Genomic DNA, 22,156 nt, shown 5'->3' on the forward strand with positions numbered 1-22,156 from the left:
TTGTCATGCCTGCGGCCCATCGGAGATGATGGATCGTTCTGGCTCATTGAGGGTAGATGAGATCGGTACACGTTGTGGCGGCGAGATGTGCGTCACAGCATGTGCGTAATGGTGTGGAAGAGAGGCTGTGGGCGTGAAGTCGCTGGGAAACGGAAAACTGGAGAGCGGTAAGTCGGAGGTCGGCAGCTCGCCGGAAGAAGTTCAGCGATCTGGCGCATTCCCACTCTCGGCCGCACAGCTCGGAATGTGGTTCGCGCAGCACCTCGATCCCAGCGTCCCTGTCAACATCGCGCAGTACGTCGAACTTCGTGGCGCATTGCAGCTCGATGTGCTCCGGGCGGCGTGCGCCGACGCCGGCCGTGAAATCGGATCGGCCTTCGTGCGCATCATCGAAGTCGATGCACAGCCTTTCCAGATCATCGACGACACGCTCGACGACTCGGTCGGCTATGTCGACGTCCGCAGTGAGGCAGACCCGCACGACGCGGCAATGCGGTGGATGCGCGCAGATCGAAGCCGCCCCGTGGACATGCTCGAAGACCGCTTGATCTCGGCAACCATCCTCCGCCTCGAACAGGACCGTTACTACTGGTACACGCGGGTCCATCACACGATCCTCGACGGTTTCGGCGCCTCCACCTTTGTCACCCGTGTCGCCGAGTTGTACTCGGCCCGCGTCGAAGGCCGTGAGCCCACGCCCAACGAGGCATCCGACCTGCGCGACGTGTACGAGGTCGACAACACCTACCGAAACTCCCATCGGTTCGACACCGACCGCACTTTCTGGGCCGAGAAGATCGCCGACCTCGACGAGATTTCGAGCCTCGCCGGTCGCAGCGCTCCGCCGACTCCGGTCAGTCGCATCAACAGTGCGGCACTGTCCAACCACGTAGAAGCACTGCTCGCGCGATTCCTCGAACGAGTCGAGAAGACGACGGTCGCCGGCACGGTGGTCGCCGCGTTTGCCGCGTACCTGGCCCAGATGACCGGAAGCGAGGACGTATCGCTGTCGCTGCCCGTCTCGGGTCGCACCACGGCAGTGCTCCGGCGATCCGGCGGAATGGTGTCCAACGTGGTGCCATTGCGCTTGAGGATTACCTCGACGACAACCGTCCAGGAACTACTCGACGCCGTCGGTAGCGAGATGTCGGGCGCCCTGCGTCACCAGCGATACCGGCACGAAGACATGGTCCGCGACGGTGACGGACCAGGTCAGGGCGGATTCTTCGGCCCATGGATCAACATCATGATGTTCTCCACCGAACTTGCCTTCGGGCCGCTGGTCGGTGAATTGCACATCCTGTCAACGGGTTTGATCGAAGACCTCGGTGTCAACCTGTACCAGAGCGTCGGCGACACCCGGACGCACATCGACTTCGAGTCGAATCCCAACCTCTACTCCGCGTCGGTCGCCGAGCGCAACCATTCGCGGTTTGTCGAGTTCCTCGAAAAGTTCATCTCCGCCGAAACTTCTCGCCGAGTATGGGACCTGCCCATCGCGTCCGAAGAGGAGCGCAAGAAAGTCGCGCTCTGGAATCGCACCGGGTACCACGTACTTTCGCAGTCCATCACCGAACCGTTCGAGCGTCAGGTCGATCGAACCCCGGACGCCACCGCGCTGATCTTCGAGGGGCGCTCACTCACCTACGCGGAGTTCGACGCGAAGGTCAACGGCCTCGCTCGCAAGCTCATCGACATCGGCGTGGGTCCGGAATCCCTTGTGGGATTGGCTATTCGGCGTTCCCTCGACCTTATGGTCGGACTGTATGCGATCGCGAAGGCCGGTGGCGCTTGGGTGCCGGTCGATCCCGACCATCCGGCAGATCGAACGGCGTACATCCTCGATTCCGCACGGCCGGTGTGTGTTCTGACCACCGCTCGGGATCAGGTGGACCTGCCCCTCGGAACCAGAGTTCTCGAAATCGACCAACTCGACGACGCGGAACTCGACACCAGTCCCGTCACGGATTCGGATCGTGTCTCGCCCCTGCGGTATTCGAATACGGCCTATGTCATCTACACGTCGGGTTCGACCGGTCGTCCGAAGGGTGTTGCGGTCACCCACGCGGCGATCAACAACCAACTCCAGTGGATGAACTCCGAGTATCACCTCGGCGCATCGGACGTGTATCTGCAGAAGACTGCCACCACCTTCGACGTGTCTCTGTGGGGATTCTTCATGCCACTGCGGGTCGGTGCGACGCTCGTGGTCGCGACCCCAGACGGTCATCGTGACCCGATGTACGTGGCGGCAAAGATCGCCGAGCACCGTGTCACCGTCACGGACTTCGTCCCGTCGATGCTCACGTTGTTCACCGCGAATGCCCCTGCCGGATCGTGTGATTCACTGCGCCACGTCTTTGTCATCGGTGAGGCATTGCCGCCCGAGACGGCGACGGCCTTCCGTGAATTGTGCAGCGCGGATCTGCACAACCTGTACGGCCCCACCGAAGCTGCGGTTTCGGTGACCTATTACGAGGCTCGCCGCTCCGACACCACGTCGGTCCCGATCGGCTTGCCGCAGTGGAACACTCAGGCTTACGTCCTCGATTCGCATCTCCGCGCAACGCCGATCGGCCAGCCGGGCGAGCTGTACCTCGCCGGAGTTCAGTTGGCCCGCGGATACGTCGGTCGACCCGACCTCAGTTCCGATCGTTTTGTGGCAAACCCCTACGGTCCCGCCGGGGAACGCATGTACCGAACCGGCGACCTCGTGCGTCGACGTGACGACGGCAACCTCGACTACATCGGGCGCACCGACTTCCAGGTGAAGTTCCGCGGCCAGCGCATCGAACTCGGCGAAATCGAGACGGTGCTGCTCGCGCATCCCGACGTCTCGCAGGCTGTCGTGCTGGTGGTGCAGACACCGACAGGCGACCAGTTGGTCGGCTACATCGTGCCGGGGCCGGGCCGGTCCGTCGATTCGGCTGCACTGAGCGAATTTGCCGGCCGAAGCCTGCCGTCGTACATGGTTCCGGCTGCACTGATGGTCTTGGAAGCGTTGCCCCTCAACACCAGTGGCAAGCTCGATCGTGCAGCGCTCCCGGAACCTGTTTTCGCCAGCGCAAAGCAGTACCGGGAACCGCGCACCGATACCGAGCGAGTTGTCGCCGACGTTTTTGCCGACGTCCTCGGTGTGGAGCAAGTCGGTCTCGACGACGATTTCTTCGAACTCGGTGGAAACTCCTTGGTGGCAACACAAGTGGTTACCAGAGTTGGCTCCGCGATGGGCGTCCAACTCGGTGTGCGCGAGCTTTTCGAATCGACCACAGTGGCGACGCTTGCCGCTCGGGCCGAATTGTTGGCGGGAAATGTTCGGCCACTGGCGCCACTGGTTGCAAAACCGCGTCCCGACGTCATTCCGGTGTCCTTGGCGCAGCAGCGAATGTGGTTCCTCAACAAGCTCGACCCGTCGACACCGGTTTACAATCTTCCGTTCACGGTGCGATTGACCGGCTCTGTCGATCCTGCGGCCTTGCACGCCTCGGTGATGGATCTTCTCGAGCGACACGAGTCGCTGCGCACGCTCTATCCCGACACCGACGGCACCGCGCAGCAGGTGATTCTGCCGATCGACCAGGTGTCGATCGATCTCACTCCGCAGCGGATTTCCAAGCGTGAGGTGCAGGCCGCCGCTGTCGAGATCGCCGGACGCGGATTCGACGTGGCAACCGAGATCCCGTTGCGCGTCACGTTGTTCGAGGTCACAGCCACCGATTTTGTACTGGTCATGGTGCTGCACCACATTGCGGCCGACGGCTTGTCGTTCCGCCCGCTGGCCCGTGATCTCCTGGTCGCGTACTCCGCACGTAGCGAGCACACCGCACCGGCATGGACGCCGCTGCCCGTGCAGTACGCGGATTATGCGCTCTGGCAACGCGCGGCCCTGGGATCCGAAGATGATCCTTCGTCCGAGTCCGCACGTCAGATCTCCTTCTGGCGTGAGTCGCTGGCTGGGCTACCCGACCAGCTGGATCTGCCGACCGACCGCCCCCGCCCGGCCGTTGCATCCAATCGCGGTGCCAAGCACCACTTCACCATCAGTGAGCGGACCACCCGCAAATTGAACGCGTTGGCACGTTCGAAGAACGCGTCGCTCTTCATGGTTCTGCAAGCGGCGTATGCGGCGCTGCTCAGCCGACTGAGCGGTACCACGGATATTGCCGTCGGCGCTCCCGTCGGCGGTCGAAGCGACGAAGCGCTGAGCGATGTCATCGGTATGTTCGTGAACACCTTGGTGTTGCGGACCGAGGTCGATGCAGGCGAAACGTTCGAAGACTTGCTTGCCCGGGTACGCGAGTCGGGCCTGAACGCCTACGGACACGCGGACGTGCCGTTCGAGCGTCTTGTCGAGGTCCTGAATCCGGCGCGTTCCCAGTCGCGTCATCCGTTGTTCCAGGTCGCGTTGACCGCCGAGATCAGTGGACGTCGCCAGTTGCAGTTCTCGGGGATCACTGCGGTCGCCACCGAGCTGGAAGTTCCTGTCGCCAAGTTCGACCTCGAGCTCATGGTGTCGGAAAGTCCTGAAGGAAGCGACGATTCAGATGTCCTGGACGCTACCTTCACCTATGCCACAGATCTGTTCGATGCATCGACCGTAGCAACGTTTGCCACTCGCTTCGTCCGGATTCTCGATGCGGTCACGGCTCGGCCGGCGACGACGGTCGGAGATCTCGAACTGCTCTCGCCGACTGAATTCGTCGACCTCACCTACGTCGCCTCCGACGACGCGATGCCGCGAGCGAGCCTGGCCGGCATCCTCACCGCGGGTGCGGCCGATCCGGAATCGGTCGCAGTGCGATTCGAGGGACGTTCGGTTACCTACCGTGAGCTCGATGAGCAGTCGTCGCGGTTGGCCCGCGCCCTCATCGCCCGTGACATAGGCCCGGAAAGCACTGTTGCGCTGGCATTTCCGCGATCCTATGACATGGTTCGCGCGGTGTGGGCAGTGGCCAAGACCGGCGCCGCCTACGTTCCGGTCGATCCGAACTACCCGGACGACCGTGTCCGCCACATGCTGTCGGATTCTGCGGCACGAATCGGCTTGACGTCATCCGAGTTCCTGGGACAGCTGCCCGCCGCCGCCGAATGGTGGGCACTGGACGATCCGTCCACTGTGAACCTCGTCGACGCCCAATCGGGTGCCACGGTCGTCGATTCCGAACGAACCACGCCGCTGCGCGACGAGCACGTTGCTTACCTGATCTACACCTCCGGTTCCACCGGAAAGCCCAAGGGCGTCAGCGTTACCCACGGCGGCCTCCGCGGTGTTCGTGATGCCGCACAGCGTCGGTACGGAGTCGACGAGGAGTCCCGGTTCCTGCACATCTGTTCACCGAGTTTCGATCCGTCGGTTCTCGAATGGATGGTGGCTTTCTCCACCGGCGCCACCCTTGTCATCGTTCCACCGGCGATCATCGGTGGCCCCGAACTCACCACACTGTTGCGTGACGAGCAGGTCACCCACGCGATTATCACGCCCGCAGTGCTCGGCACGATGGATGCAGCCGAGCTGCCGGAGTTGGCCGTAGTGTCCGTCGGCGGCGACGTCACCACACCGGAACTGCTGGCAACGTGGGCACCGGGACGTGAGTACTTCAACGGCTACGGTCCCACCGAAACCACCATCATTTCGTCGTACGGGCACCTCACGGCAGGTCTGCCCATCGACATCGGCCGCCCCGTCGAGGGAATGTCGGCGCTTGTCCTTGACGAGCGACTTCACCCGGTCCCGGTCGGTACCAGGGGTGAACTCTATTTTGCGGGTGCGGCATTGGCCCGTGGCTACCACGATCGCTACGCGCTGACGTCGGAGCGGTTTGTCGCCAACCCGTACTCGTCGGACGGCTCCCGGATGTACCGCACCGGTGACGTCGTGCGGTGGGCCGGCACCTCTCGTGAGAACGAGCAGGGCGTTCTGGAATACATGGGCCGCAGCGACTTTCAGGTCAAGGTACGTGGTTTCCGCATCGAACTCGGCGAGATCGACGCCGCGCTGACGGCACACGAGGACGTTCGCTTTGCCGTGACTGTGGGACGCGAAGGCATCGCGGGAGTCACCGCCCTGGTCTCCTATGTTCAACTCGAAGGCGATGCGAGTTTCGACGCCGAACGCCTCGCCGGTTTTGTCGGTGAATCCCTGCCGAGTTACATGGTTCCGTCGGTCATCATGGCCTTGGACGAGGTTCCGCTGACGCCGGTCGGCAAGCTCGACCGGGACGCGCTGCCGGAGCCGGTGTTCGAGGTGCGCGAATTCCGTGCTCCCACAACGCCGGTCGAGGAAATCGTCGCACAGATCATTGCCGATGTTCTCGGCGTCGAGCGAGTCGGACTCGATGACGACTTCTTTGCTCTCGGTGGCAACTCGCTCGTCGCCACGCAGGTCACCTCGCGATTGGGCGCCGCACTCGACACCACAGTGCCGGTCCGCACGTTGTTCGACGTGTCGAGCGTCGAGGCACTCGCCGCACGGGTGGAGACACATGCGGGCAGTGGTGGGCGCACCGCGCTCGCCGCGCAGACGCGTCCGAGCAGCATTCCGTTGTCGCTTGCCCAGCAGCGCATGTGGTTCCTCAACCGTTACGACACCGAGTCCGCGGCGTACAACATCACCTTCGCGCTTCACTTGAGTGGAAACCTCGACGTCGCCGCGATGGAAGCAGCGCTCGAGGACGTGCTGGCGCGCCACGAGGTTCTTCGCACGGTGTACCCGGATACCGAATCCGGTCCGGTGCAGTCGATTCTCGACGTCGACGATGTCTTCCAGGGGCTCGATGTGGTGTCCGTCGACGCCGCCGGCCTCGACGACGCCATTGCCGCAGTCGGTTCCACAGCCCTCGATATCACGATTGACGTGCCGATCCGGGCGCAGTTGCTGACGCTCGACGACACCGAGCACGTGCTGGCGATCATGGTTCACCACATTGCCGCGGACGGTTGGTCGATGGCGCCGCTTGGGCGGGACGTGATGATCGCGTACTCGGCGCGCAAGGACGGGATTGTTCCGCAGTGGCAACCGCTTTCGGTGCAGTACGCCGACTATGCGCTGTGGCAGCGTGAGGTCCTGGGCTCCGAGGACGACTCTGCGTCACTGATGTCCCAGCAGATTTCGTTCTGGAGCGAGACGCTCGCGGGTCTGCCGGACCGGATCGAACTGCCCGCAGACCGGGCACGACCCGATGTGGCGTCGATGCGCGGCGAACGATTCGCCTTCGATATCGCGCCGGAACTGCACGTTCGCCTCGATGCCCTTGCGCGGGAGCACAATGCAACGCTGTTCATGGCGCTGCATGCCGCACTTGCCGTGCTGCTCGCCCGACTGAGTGGGACGTCGGACATCTCGGTGGGTACCCCCGTCGCCGGCCGCGGCGAGGCAGCGCTCGACGATCTGGTCGGCATGTTCGTCAACACTCTGGTCCTGCGCACCGCCGTCGACACGTCGGCTCCGTTCACGGAACTGCTAGCGGCGTCGAGTGATGCCGCGCTCAGCGCATTTGCCCACGCAGACGTCCCCTTCGAGCGGTTGGTCGACGTCCTGGCTCCGGCCAGGTCCCAGGCCAGGCATCCGCTCTTCCAGGTTGTTCTCTCGTTGCAGAATCTGGCGCAGACCGAGTTGGAACTTCCCGGCCTGGCAGTCAAGGCCTCCGAGATCGACACGACAACAGCGAAGTTCGATCTCGAACTGTCGGTGTCCGAGTCCATCGGAGTGCACGGCGAACTTCAGGGAATCGCAGCGGAGTTCACCTACGCTGCCGATCTGTTCGACCGGGACACTGTCGAGGGCTTTGCCCGCCGATTCGTGCGCATTCTCGAATCCGTGGTCGCGGTCCCCGCAGTCGCTGTGGGCGACATCGATATTCTCGAATCTTCTGAGCGACTTGCGCTGACCGATGTGCGTGGAGCGCACGGTGTTTCGGGAACTCTGGCCGGAATTCTCACCGATGCCGCAGCTGTGAACCCGGACGCTGAGGCTCTCCGCTACGCCGGGGAGACGATCACCTACCGTGAGCTCGACGAGCGCTCGTCCCAGGTGGCTCGTGTCTTGATCGGCCGCGGTGTCGGCGCCGAAGATCGAGTGGCCATTGCCATTCCGCGATCGGCCGATTCCGTGCTCGCACTGTGGGCGGTCGCCAAAACCGGCGCGGCCTTTGTGCCGGTAGACCCCACCTATCCGGTTGATCGCATCACGCACATGGTCTCGGACTCCGGTGCCACAGTCGGTCTCACGACGGACGAGTTCGTCTCAGCGCTTCCCGCCGGATCTAACTGGATCACGCTCGAAGACGCTGTCTTGGCTGCGGAGTCCGGCGCACCGATTCGTGCCGAGGAGCTGCGAGACGTCATCCGTGCCGAAAACGCCGCGTACGTCATCTACACCTCCGGTACCACCGGGCTGCCCAAGGGCGTTGTCGTCGACAACGCCGGCGTGGCGAATTTCTGCGCCGTACAGGTCGAACGCTACGAGTTGACCGCAGACGCCCGCACGCTGCACTTCGCGTCGCCGAGCTTCGACGCGTCGGTGTTGGAATTGCTCATGGCATTTGGCGCCGCATCGACTATGGTGATCGCGCCGACCACTGTCTACGGCGGCGCCGAACTGGCCGAAATCCTGAACTCCGAGGCGGTGACGCACGCCTTCATCACGCCCGCCGCATTGGCGTCGGTGGATCCGGCCGGCCTCGACGCCCTTCGCGTTGTTGTCGTCGGCGGTGAAGCAAGTCCGCGGGCTCTGGTTGCCAAGTGGGCGGTACCGCTGCCGGACGGCTCCGTACGCGGCTTCTTCAACGCCTACGGTCCCACCGAATCCACTGTGGCCAGCAATATCAGCGACACGCTGACCGCATTCGATCGGATGAACATCGGCGGACCGGTTCGCGGAATGTCCGCACGCATCCTCGACGACCGGATGCAGCCGGTCCCGGTCGGTGTTGCAGGAGAGCTCTATGTGTCGGGCATCCAGGTCGCCAGGGGATACCTCGGCCAGCCCGCTCTGACGGCAAGTCGATTTGTTGCCGACCCGTTCGGCGACGCCGGTGATCGGCTGTACCGCACCGGCGACGTCGTCCGCTGGATCGACGGCCGCGCGGTGGAGTACGTGGGCCGCAGCGACTTCCAGGTGAAGATTCGTGGATTCCGCATCGAGCTGGGCGAGATCGAAGCAGCACTGTCTCGATGTGAGGGCGTCGCACAGGCTGTTGCAGTAGTCCACACCGACGAAGAATTCGGTGATCGTCTTGTCGGTTACGTGGTTCCCGATGCCGGGGCTGCCATTGAACCTGCCGCGGTGATCGATTCCGTCGCGAAGTTCCTCACCGGCTACATGGTTCCCGACGCAGTCCTCGTGCTCGATTCCATTCCGTTGACCACGGCAGGCAAGACCGACACCAAGGCGCTCCCGGCGCCGGCTTTTGCGGCCAAGGCGTATGTCGCGCCGGTCACCGCAGCTGAATCGATCGTGGCCCAGGTGTTCTCCGAGGTATTGGGTGTTTCGCCGGTCGGCCGTGACGACGACTTCTTCGACCTCGGTGGCAACTCCCTGATTGCGACTCGGGTTGCCGCGCGGCTGGGCGAGGCTCTCGACACCACAGTGCCGGTGCGGGCGCTGTTCGAGGCGTCGACCGTAGGAGCTCTGGCTGCTCGGCTGGAAGCCCATGCAGGCTCCGGCGCGGTTGCGCCGCTGGTTCCGCAGACGCGCCCGGATCGGATCCCGTTGTCGCTTGCGCAGCAACGCATGTGGTTCCTGAACCGTCTCGAGCCGGAATCCGCTGTCAATAACATTCCCGTCGCGATTCGTATCGCAGGCGATCTGGACGTGGCGGCGCTGAGTGCTGCTGTGCTCGATGTGATCGATCGGCACGAGGTGCTGCGGACCGTCTACCCGGACATCGACGGCGTCGGATATCAGGAGATCCTGCCGATTGCCGACGTTGCACTCGACTTGGTACCCCTGCCGTTGACGGCTGCCGAATTGCCCACTGCCGTGACGACGTCCGCGATGGCGGGTTTCGATGTGAGCGCGGATATTCCGTTGCGGGCAGCGCTGTATCGCGTCGACGACGCTGACTACGTACTTCTGTTCGTCGTTCACCACATCTCCACCGACGGCTTCTCCATGGGACCTCTCACCCGTGACGTCATGGTCGCGTACGAGGCACGCACTCGCGGCGGCGCTCCGTCGTGGGCACCGCTGCCGGTCCAGTACGCGGACTACACGCTGTGGCAGCGCGATGTACTCGGTTCCGAAGACGATCCGCAGTCGACGATGGCACGCCAGATCGAATTCTGGACCGCTGCGCTCGCCGATGCTCCGGTACAGCTCGAACTGCCGACGGATCGTCCACGACCGGCACAGGCCTCGGGTCGAGGACAGGCGTATACCTTCGACATCGACGCTGCCACGCATCGCGGAATGTCGGAGCTGGGACGCGCAAACGGCGCATCGTTGTTCATGGTCGTACACGCGGTATTCGCGTCGCTGCTGGCTCGATTGGCCGCTACGGACGACGTCACGATCGGTACTCCGGTCGCCGGTCGTGGCGACGCTGCCCTCGACGATGTTGTCGGTATGTTTGTCAACACCCTCGTGCTTCGCACCGAGGTCGGTTCCGGAATTCCTTTCGAGGAGTTCCTGGCTCAGGTGCGCGGCACCGATCTGGCCGCATTCGCGCACGCGGATGTGCCCTTCGAGCGGTTGGTCGAGGTGCTCGATCCCGAGCGGTCGCGGTCGCGTAATCCGTTGTTCCAAGTGATGTTGGCATTCCAGAACCTGGACCGTGTCGACTTCACGCTTGGTGGTCTCGAGGTCACGACCTTCGAACCGGAGTCGGAGAGCGCAAAATTCGACCTGTCGATTACGGTCACAGAACCGGCCGACGCGACGAATGGCGATGCCGGGCTGCACGTGCAGATGGTCTACGCGACTGACCTATTCGACGAAGCCACGATTGCCGCTACAGCGTCACAGTTCATTGCGTTGGCACAGGCACTCGTTGCGGACCCGAGTGTCGTGCCGAGCGATATCGACATTGTCGACGACTCGGAACGCAGCGTGCTGTCAGGCGTATCGGCCGGGTTGACGGTGCCGTCGGACCACAACACCTTGGTCGACGTACTCGACCGAGGAGTGGCCGCTTCATCGACAGACGTCGCAGTAGTCAGCGGCGATCTCACTCTCACCTACGCCGAATTCGATGCGCGCGTAAACCGTTTGGCGCGTCAGCTCATTGCTGTCGGCGTCGGCCCCGATTCGCGAGTCGCGCTTGTGATGCGCCGCTCGATCCACCAGGTGATCGGCGTGTACGCGGTACTCCGAGCAGGCGCGGCCTATGTTCCCGTCGATCCCGAGCAGCCGGCCGAGCGCAATCAGTACATCGTGGTGTCCGCAGCGCCGGTCTGCGTGCTGACCACGGATTCCGAACGCGGTGACGTTCCCGCAGGGTGGCCGGTTCTCGGTATCGACACTCTCGACCTGCAGAGTTACTCGCCGGCGCAGATCCGCGACGACGAGCGCCGCGCACCGCTGCGCCCGGACAACCTGGCATACGTACTGTTCACGTCCGGATCGACGGGACGCCCGAAGGGCGTCGGCGTTACGCATACGGCCGTTGTCAACCAGTTGTCGTGGATGCAGGCTACCTACGGACTCGCTCCGTCAGATGTGGTGTTGTACAAGACACCCGCCACTTTCGACGCTTCGGTGTGGGAGCTGTTCTGGCCCTTGATGGTCGGTGCTCGAATGGTGGTTGCGGAGGCCGGCGGTCACCGTGATCCCGCATACCTGAGCGGTACCATTGCAGACGAATCGGTGACGGTGGCACAGTTCGTGCCATCAGTGCTTGCGGCGATGGCCGACGAGTTCGAGACTGCGGCGCCTACGTCGTTGCGTGCGACCTTCGCGGGCGGCGAGCAGCTGAACAGTGCGCTCGCGACCCGCTTCCGCGAGCTGACCGGTAGTGATGTCCACAACCTGTACGGCCCGACCGAAACCACGATCCAGGTTACGAGCCATCGCAGTTCGGATCTCGACGGCGATGTTGTACCCCTCGGCGCCCCGGCGTGGAACACCGGATTGTGGGTGCTCGACTCCAGAATGCTCCAAGTACCACTCGGTGTCACCGGTGAGTTGTACGTATCCGGTTCCCAGTTGGCCCGGGGATACTTCGGCGACGTCGTTCGCACAGCGGAGCGCTTTGTTGCGCACCCGTTCTCGCAAACTGGCGACCGTCTGTACCGGACCGGTGACCTCGTCCGCTGGACGCGCTCGGGTTCACTCGAATTTGTCGGCCGCTCCGACTTCCAGGTGAAGTTGCGTGGCCAGAGAATCGAACTCGGTGAGATCGAAATACTGCTCGCGGCACAAGACGTTGTGTCCCTGGCAGCGGTCGCGGTCATCGAGGACACACTGGTCGCGTATGTGGAGCCGACGAGCGGTGCCGTCATCGACGAGACGGAACTGCGCCGGCGCCTCGCCGAAGCTTTGCCCGGCTACATGGTTCCGGCAGTCTTCATGGTGCTGGGCGCCCTGCCGCTCAATGCCAACGGCAAGGTGGATCGGCGCGCATTGCCGGCGCCCGCGTTCGAGGCAGCAGTGTTCCGGGCTCCGGTCAGTTCTGTGGAACAGTCTGTAGCACAGGTATTCTCCGATGTTCTTGGCACCGAACAGGTCGGCTTGGACGACGATTTCTTTGCGCTCGGCGGCAACTCTCTGATCGCGACACGGGTGATGTCCCGTCTGGGGCAAGCACTCGAAACCAAGATTCCGGTCCGGGTGCTGTTCGACGCGTCGACGGTGGAAGAACTTGCCGCGCGCATCGAAACACACGTCGGTGGCGAGGGCACACGAGCATTGACCGCGCAGGTACGTCCGGCGCAGGTGCCGTTGTCCCTGGCGCAGCAGCGCATGTGGTTCCTCAACCGCTTCGACACAGCGTCGGCCGTCAACAACATTCCCGTTGCTGTACGGCTCACCGGCGACCTGGATTCAGGTGCGCTTCACGCGGCAATCTCCGATGTCATTGCCCGCCATGAGGTGCTGCGCACGCTGTACCCGGAAATCGACGGTGTCGGCTACCAGCAGATCCTCTCGCCGGAGGATGCCTCGATCGAATTCGATACAGTGCGCCTTGCCGAGAGTGACCTTCACGCGGAGCTCTATGCGTTCTTCGCCGAGGGATTCGACGTCACGGTCGAGGTTCCGTTGCGGGCCAAGCTCTTCCAGCTTGCCGACAACGAATTCGTGTTGTCCTTCGTGGTGCACCACATCTCCACCGACGGTTTCTCGATGGGCCCGTTGACCCGTGACGTGATGACCGCGTACTACGCCCGCTCGGGTGGACACGCCCCAGCGTGGGCGCCGTTGCCGGTCCAGTACGCCGACTTTGCGCTGTGGCAGCGCGAGGTCCTCGGCTCCGAGGACGATCCGACGTCAATTATCGCGCAGCAGATCAACTACTGGTCCGATGCCCTGGCCGATCTGCCCGAGCAGCTGGACCTGCCGAGTGATCGCACCCGACCCGAGATCGCAACGGGACAAGGAGCGAATCACACCTTTGCGATCGACCCACAGTTGTGGGCCGGCGTGGAAGCAACAGGTCAGGCGGCAGGCGCAACCCCGTTCATGGTTGTCCACTCTGCGCTGGCCGTGCTGTTGGCGCGGTTGTCCGCGACAACCGACATTGCCGTCGGCGCTCCCGTCGCCGGTCGCGGCGGCGCCGAACTCGACGATCTGATCGGCATGTTCGTCAACACTTTGGTGTTGCGCACCGAGGTTGATCCGGCGATGTCGTTCACGGATCTGTTGGCTTCCGCGCGTGAGGTGGATCTGCAGGCGTTTGCGCATGCCGATGTTCCGTTCGAGCGGATCGTCGAAGCGCTCGATCCGGTGCGCTCACAAGCGCACCATCCGTTGTTCCAGGTAGCTCTGACGTTCCAGAATCTGGGTCAGAGCGCTCTGGAACTGCCCGGACTTACCGCCGCTGCGGTGGAGTTCGACGCTGCACTGGCCAAGTTCGACCTGCAGTTCACCCTTGAAGATGCTGCTGACGCCGGTATGTCCGGCACACTGACCTACGCGACGGATCTGTTCGACGCGTCGACAGCGGCAGAGTTCGCTGATCGATTCGTGTCCGTCCTGCGTGGCGTTGTCGCGAACCCGACTGCCGCCGTGGGTGACGTGGATCTTTTGACCGCAGGTGAGTTGGATCGTGTTCTGTCATGGAGTGACACGGGTGTCGATAGCGGTGTGGAGTCGACGTTGCCGGCGTGGTTCGATCGTGCTGCTGCGGAGTTCGGTGATCGGACCGCGGTGCGGTTCGGTGACGAGTCGTTGACGTATGGCGTGTTGTCGGTGCGGGCGAATCGTTTGGCGCGCAGGCTGATTGCGTTGGGTTGTGGTCCGGAGACGTTGGTGGCGGTGGCGTTGCCGCGGTCGGCGGATCTTGTGGTGGCGTTGTTGGCGGTGGTGCAGTCCGGTGCCGGGTATCTGCCGGTGGATCCGTCGTATCCGAGTGATCGTGTCGAGTTCATGCTCGCTGATGCTGCTCCGGTGGTGGCGGTTTCGTGGTCCGAGCGTGAGTTGGTGTTGCCTGCGGGTCTGCCGGTGGTCGATATCGACACGGTGGATTTGTCCGAGTTCGATGGTTCTGCGGTGACGGATGCTGATCGTGTGTCGCCGCTGCGTGTCGACAACGTGGCGTATGTGATTTACACGTCGGGTTCGACAGGTCGTCCGAAGGGTGTGCAGGTTCCGCACATCACGGTGGCGAAGTTGTTCGCGAATACCGAGAGTGTGTACGGGTTCGACGAGTCGGATGTGTGGACGATGTTCCACAGTTATGCGTTCGACTTCTCGGTGTGGGAGTTGTGGGGGCCGCTGCTCTACGGCGGCACGTTGGTCGTTGTGGATTATGTGACGTCGCGTTCGCCGGAGCAGTTCCTGGAGTTGCTGGCTGCTGAGCGGGTGACGGTGCTCAATCAGACGCCGTCGGCGTTCTACCAGTTGGCCGAGGCTGATCGCTTGGCGACGGAATCCGGCCAGGCTGCCGAGTTGTCGTTGCGGTGGGTTGTTTTCGGTGGCGAGGCGCTCGAGCTTCGACGCTTGTCCGATTGGTACGGCCGCCGCGGTGACAGCGCGCCGACGCTGGTGAACATGTACGGCATCACGGAGACGACGGTGCATGTCAGCCATCGCGTGCTGGATGCTGCGTTGGCGGCGGATGCATCGGCAAGTGTTGTGGGTCAGGCTATTTCGGGCCTGCAGGTGTTCGTGCTCGATACGCGTTTGGCTCCGGTGCCCGTCGGTGTCGCGGGTGAGATGTATGTGGCGGGTGTGCAGTTGGCCCGCGGGTATCTGGGTCAGCAGGGGTTGACGTCGACGCGGTTTGTGGCGAGTCCTTTTGCGGCTGGTGAGGTGTTGTATCGCACCGGTGACGTGGCGGCATGGAACAGCGCCGGCGATCTGGAGTATCTGGGTCGCGCGGACGATCAGGTGAAGATCCGTGGTTTCCGGATCGAGATCGGTGAGATCGAGTCTGCGGTGCTGGCGGATGTGTCGGTGGCGCAGACGGCGGTGGTTGTTCGTGAGGATTCTCCGGGTGATCAGCGGTTGGTGGCGTATGTGGTTCCGGCTGCGGGTGTGAGCGTGTCGGTCGACGACGTGCGCACCAGTGTGGGTTCGCTGTTGCCGGAGTACATGGTGCCGTCGGCGTTTGTGGTGTTGGATGCGATTCCGTTGACGGTGAACGGGAAGTTGGATCGTCGGGCGTTGCCGGCTCCGTCGTTCGACGTAGCGGTGTTCCGGGCTCCGACGTCGGTGGTGGAAGAGGTTGTGGCGCAGACGTTCGCGGACGTTCTGGGTGTGGATCGTGTCGGTTTGGACGACGATTTCTTTGCACTCGGTGGTAACTCTCTGATTGCGACGCAGGTGACGTCTCGGCTGGGTCAGGCGCTTGATGCTGCGGTGTCGGTGCGGGAGCTGTTCGAGGCGTCGACGGTGGAAGGTTTGGCCGCCCGCCTCGGTTCTCATGTCGGTGGTGGTTCGCGTGCGGCGTTGACTGCGCAGGATCGTCCGGCGCAGGTGCCGTTGTCGTTTGCGCAGCAGCGTATGTGGTTCCTGAATCAGTTGGACCGCGAGTCGGCAGCCAACAACATTCCGATGGCGATCACGCTCACCGGCGAGTTGGACCAGGCGGCGTTGTACGACGCTGTCATGGACCTCTTGAAGCGTCACGAGGTTCTGCGCACGGTCTACCCCGAGATGGACGGAATCGGCTACCAACGGATCCTGCCGGCGGCAGCAGTTCCGGTGAATCTGGCTCCCGTGCAACTCGAAGCATCCGACATCGTGGCGGCGGTGACGGACTTCGTCTCGTCCGGTTTCGATGTCACGGCTGAGGTTCCATTGCGGGCCAAGCTCTTCCAGCTCGCCGAGGACTCGTTTGTACTGGTGATAGTGATTCACCACATCTCCACCGACGGTTTCTCGATGGGCCCGTTGATCCGCGACGTGATGGCCGCGTACTACGCGCGCTCACAGGGGCAGGCCCCGACGTGGGCGCCGCTGCCGGTGCAGTACGCCGACTACGCGTTGTGGCAGCGCGGGGTTCTCGGTTCGGAGAGCGACGCCGAATCCGTTCTGGCAGAGCAGATCGACTACTGGGCAAAGGCTCTCGACGGAGTTCCGGACCAGATCACCTTGCCCAGTGACCGCGCTCGTCCGGCTGTGTTCACCGGTCGGGGAGCCACCTACAGCTTCCCGATTTCCGCAGATGTACACCGCGGACTGGCTGCTGTGGGTCGCGAGCACCAGGCATCGCTGTTCATGGTGATGCACTCGGCGTTGGCAACACTTCTTGCCCGGCTGTCCGGCACCACCGACATCGCAGTCGGCACCCCGGTTGCCGGTCGTGGTGAAGCCGAACTCGACGATCTGATCGGCATGTTCGTCAACACGCTCGTGCTGCGTACCGAGGTGGATCCGGGGATGCGTTTCCTCGATCTGCTTACGTCGGCGCGTGAGAGCGATCTCGCGGCTTTCGCTCACGCAGACGTGCCGTTCGAGCGGCTGGTCGAGGTTCTCGATCCGGTGCGCTCGCAAGCGCATAACCCGTTGTTCCAGGTTGCTTTGGCATTCCAGAACCTGGGGCAGAATCACCTGACGCTGCCGGGACTCGATATCACCGAATTCGATATCGCGGAAACCGTAGCCAAGTTCGACCTTCAGTTGACCCTGGTGGAAGCTGCCGATGGTCACGGCATGACCGCGACCTTCACGTATGCGACGGACCTTTTCGACGAGGGGACAGTTGTCTCCTTCGCTGAGCGGTTGACGCGTATTCTCGAAGCCGTTGCGCTGGATGCGACGCAGGCCGTCGGCGACATCGACATCCTCGAAGCTCCTGAGCGCATCGAATTGACCAGTCGCCGAGCGTCCTCGGGCATCGAACCCAAGCCGTTGGCCGACATCCTGGCCGAGACGGCGTTGCAGTATCCCACCAACGAAGCTCTCCGCTACCAGGATCGGTCGATGACCTACGCCGAGGTCGACGCGTGGTCGTCGCGCCTCGCTCGAGTCTTGATCGCTCGCGGTCTGGGCGCCGAAGATCTGGTCGCAGTGTCGATTCCGCGGTCCATCGAATCGGTCCTGCTGGTGTGGGCCGTATCCAAGACGGGCGCCGCGGTTGTGCCCATCGATCCGCACTACCCGGCCGACCGCATTGCGCACATGGTCTCCGACTCCGGTGTGTCGGTCGGTCTGACCCTCGAAGCGGAACTCGACGGACTCACTGACACTGTCGAGTGGCTCGCGATCGACAGTGCTGCTTGCGCGGAACTGATGGCAGCTCAGGATGATTCACCGATTCGTGAAGACGAACGTGTGCGCCGCGTCCTCCCTGCGCACTCGGCCTGGGTGATCTACACGTCGGGCACAACGGGCTTGCCCAAGGGTGTTGTTGCTACGGGAGCAGGCCTCGCGAGCTTCAGTGCAACGCAGGCACAGCACTACCTGGTGACGCCGAACTCCCGCACGCTGCACTTCGCGTCACCGAGCTTCGACGCGTCGATGCTCGAGCTGTTCCTGGCTGTCGCTACAGGCGCTGCCATGGTGATCGTCCCGACGTCGATCTTCGGCGGCGACGAGTTGACCGCCCTGTTCAAGTCCGAACGCGTCACACACGCCTTCATCACGCCCGCAGCGTTGGCGTCCATGGATCCGTCGGGTCTGATCGACCTCGAGGTGGTTGGTGTCGGCGGCGAGGCCTACTCGCCGGAGCTGATGGCCAAGTGGGCGGATCAACCGAACCGTCGACGCACATTCCTCAATGTCTACGGCCCCACCGAGACCACGATCGTCACCAATGTCAGTGTGCCGCTGTTGCCGGGCGACCGGATGACCATCGGCGGAACCATCGGCGATATGGCCGCGTTTGTTCTCGACACGCGTCTGCAACCCGTCCCCGTTGGCGTTGCCGGTGAGCTGTACCTGTCGGGTCCGCAGGTCACCCGCGGTTACCATCGCCGGCCGGGATTGAGTGCGGATCGCTTTGTCGCCAACCCGCACGGACTGCCCGGTGAGCGCATGTATCGCACGGGTGACGTTGTGCGTTGGACTGACCAGTTTGCCGTTGAGTATGTGGGCCGCAACGACTTCCAGGTGAAGATCCGTGGCTTCCGCATCGAACTCGGTGAGATCGACGCCGCCCTGACGGCACATTCGGACGTCGAGTTCGCCGCGACCATGGGCACCACGCTGGCGTCCGGTGCTCCGGCACTGGTGTCGTACGTGTTTGTCGGCAAGGAATCTGCTGTCAGCTCGGCGGACCTGAGTGAGTTCGTCTCTCGCACCCTGCCGGCGCACATGGTGCCGGCTTCGATCATGGTTCTGACGGACATGCCGCTGACCCCGGCCGGCAAGCTGGACCGAAAGGCTCTTCCGGAGCCGGTATTCGAGGTCAAGGAGTTCCGCGCTCCCACCACGGAGATGGAACGCATCCTCAGCGAGGTCTTTGCCGACGTTCTCGGCCTCGACCAGATCGGAACCGACGATTCGTTCTTCGCTCAGGGCGGCGACTCGATCATGTCGATCCAGTTGGTGTCCCGGGCCAAGGCCCGTGGTGTTGTCTTCACGCCCAAGGACGTGTTCGAGAACAAGACGGTGGCAGAGTTGGCTGAGGTCGCCGTCTTCGGCTCGGACGCCGACGCGATCACTGTTCTCGCCGAGATCGAAGGCGGCGGCGTCGGTTGGATGCCGCTCACTCCGATCAAGCGATTCATGTTCGAGCGGCCGGGCAGTTACCAGCGTTTCAACCAGTTGTTGACGTTGGAGTTGCCGCTGGGCATCGACCGGACCGGTGTTGTCGAAACGTTGACTGCGGTCATCGATCACCACGACATGTTCCGTTCGCGTCTGGTCAATGATCAGCGTGGTCCGGGCATGGCTGTGTCCGCGCCCGGAACTGTCGACGTGGATGCGTTGGTGCGCCGGGTGCAGGTGGATTCCGCGACCGCGGATGCGGACCTGACAGCCATCGCGTCGGGTGCTCTCGACGACGCTCTCGGCCGGTTGGATCCGGCCGCTGGTGTCGTGGCTCAGTTCGTGTGGATCGATTTCGGAGACACACGCGCCGGCCGCTTGATCGTGGCTGCGCATCACCTGATCGTCGACGGCGTCTCCTGGCGAATCATCGTGCCGGACTTGATTTCCGCGTGGGCTCAGCGCAGTGGCACAAGTGTGCCCGTGCTCGAACCGACGGGCACGTCCATGCGTACCTGGGCGCACTCGCTGGCTGCGGAATCACGATCCGACAAGCGACTGGCAGAACTGCCACGTTGGCGCAAGACGCTGTCGACTCCGGACCCGATTCTCGGTTCGCGTGCGTTCGATCCGTCCGTCGACGTTGCGGCAACAGTCGAGCGTGTGCGCGTGGAGGTACCCACAGACGTCACCGAGACCCTGCTGACAACCCTGCCCGAGATGTTCCGCGGCGGAGCCAACGACGGTTTGCTGGCCGGACTTGCTCTGGCACTGGTGCGTTGGCGCCGTGACCGGGGTATCGACACCGAAGCGGCACTGCTCCAACTCGAGGGCCACGGCCGCGAAGAGGGCGTCGTCCCGGGCGCCGATCTCTCGCGCACCGTCGGCTGGTTTACGGCTGCCTTCCCGGTCGCCCTCGACCTTGCCGGTATCGACATCGACGACGCCTTTGACTCCGGAGCCAGTGCGGGAGCGGCGATCAAGGCAGTCAAGGAGCAGTTGCTCGCCGCTCCCGACAAGGGCGTCGGTTACGGACTGCTGCGGTACGTCAACGACGACACGCGCACCGAACTGTCCAAGCTGAGCAGCGGGCAGGTCAGCTTCAACTACCTGGGCCGCATTGTGGCGGAGGATATTCCGGCCGCAGCGCAAGGCCTCGGATGGATTCCGGCACGCGACTTCTCGGACGTCGCTGCGCCGGAAGACCCGGATATGCCGGCCAACAAGGTTGTCGACATCAACGCGATCGTCAACGACGGTCCTGACGGCGCGGTGCTCGAAGCATCGTTTGCCTTCCCGAACGGATTGCTGAGCGCCACCGAAGTGCAGGCTCTGGCAGACCTGTGGGTCGGTGCCCTCACAGCGCTGGCGCAGCACGCACAGACCGTCGGCGCGGGTGGTCTCACGCCGTCGGACGTGCCGCTGGTAACGCTCACTCAGCACGATCTCGATGGGTTCGAGCAGCGTTTCCCGGCGGTGCAGGACGTCTGGCCGCTGGCTCCGCTGCAGTCCGGTCTGCTGTTCCACGCGGTCATGGCCGAGTCGACCGTCGACCTGTACTCCGTGCAGATGGTGCTCTCGCTGTCCGGCCGCGTCGATGCGGATCGCCTCCACGCAGCAGCGCAGGCCATCATCGATCGTCATCCGAACCTGCGCACCGCTTTTGTCGTCGACGGAACGGGTACGCCGGTCCAGGTCGTTCTGGGCGGAGTCGACGTCCCGTGGCGCGAACTCGATCTCACCACGATCGCCGACGGCGAAGAACGACGCGGCGAGTTGGATCGGGTTCTCGCCGAGGACCAGGCGACGCATTTCGACATGTCCAACCCGCCGTTGATCAAGTTCACGCTGATCAAGATTGCGGAGAGCGAATACCGCCTTGTTGTGGCAAACCACCACATCATCCTCGACGGTTGGTCGATGCCGCTGCTGCTCCAGACACTCCTCGGCCACTACGCCATGCGTGGGAACATTCCTGCTCAGACGCGGGCACTGAGTTACCGGAACTACCTCGCGTGGCTGGTTCAGCAGGATCGCAGTGTGTCCATGGACGCCTGGGCGAAGGCATTGGGTGGCGTTGAAGAGCCGACGCTGTTGGCTCCCAACGTCGTTGGTCAGGAATTCAGTGCGCTGTCGCAGAAGTTGCAGCTCTCGCTCAGTGAATCGGTGACCGCAACACTGACCGGCTTGGCATCGAGGACCGGCGTTACCGCCAACACGATCGTTCAGGCCGCTTGGGCAATTCTGCTGGGACGCATGACCGGTCGCCAGGACATCGTCTTCGGTGCTACGGTTTCCGGCCGTCCGCCACAACTCGACAGCGTCGAGAAGATGGTTGGCCTGTTCATCAACACGCTGCCCGTTCGTGTCCAACTGGAACTGGCCGAGTCTGTCGAGGCATTGCTCTCACGGGTTCAGATCGAGCAGGCCGGATTGCTCGATCACCATTACCTCGGACTGACCGACGTGCAGAGCGCCGCGGGCGTCGGCGGGTTGTTCGACACGCTGGTGATCTTCGAGTCCTACCCGGTCGACCGTGATGGTCTTGCAGCGCAAGCGGAGTTCTTGGACGGCATGGTGATCGACGATGTCGCCTCCGACGATTCCACGAACTACCCGCTCACGCTGCTGATCGGTCTCGACGACCAATTGCACTTGACGCTTCGCTACCTACCCGACTTCTTCGACGAGTCGTACGCGCAGGCACTACTGGGTCGCCTCGAGACTCTGCTGACCGAGATCGGTGAAACACCTTCTGCTGCAGTCGGTGACATCGAGATCATGACTGCGCCCGAGCGCACATTGGTGCTCGACACCTGGAACGACACTGCTCACGAGACTGTGGGTGGGTTGTTGTTGGATGGTTTTGATTCTGTGGTGGCGGTTTCTTCGGGTTCGCGGGCGGTG

At 63.2% G+C, this 22,156-nt stretch carries 1 protein-coding gene; it reads left to right on the forward strand.

The window, feature by feature from the left end:
- Positions 1-133 precede the first annotated feature (133 nt).
- The coding region (locus tag V2B23_RS22345) for a non-ribosomal peptide synthase/polyketide synthase (RefSeq protein ID WP_430952321.1) at positions 134-22,156 on the forward strand (22,023 nt) is incomplete at its 3' end.

The organism is Rhodococcus sp. 24CO, from assembly GCF_050586165.1.
Lineage (GTDB): Bacteria > Actinomycetota > Actinomycetes > Mycobacteriales > Mycobacteriaceae > Rhodococcus_F.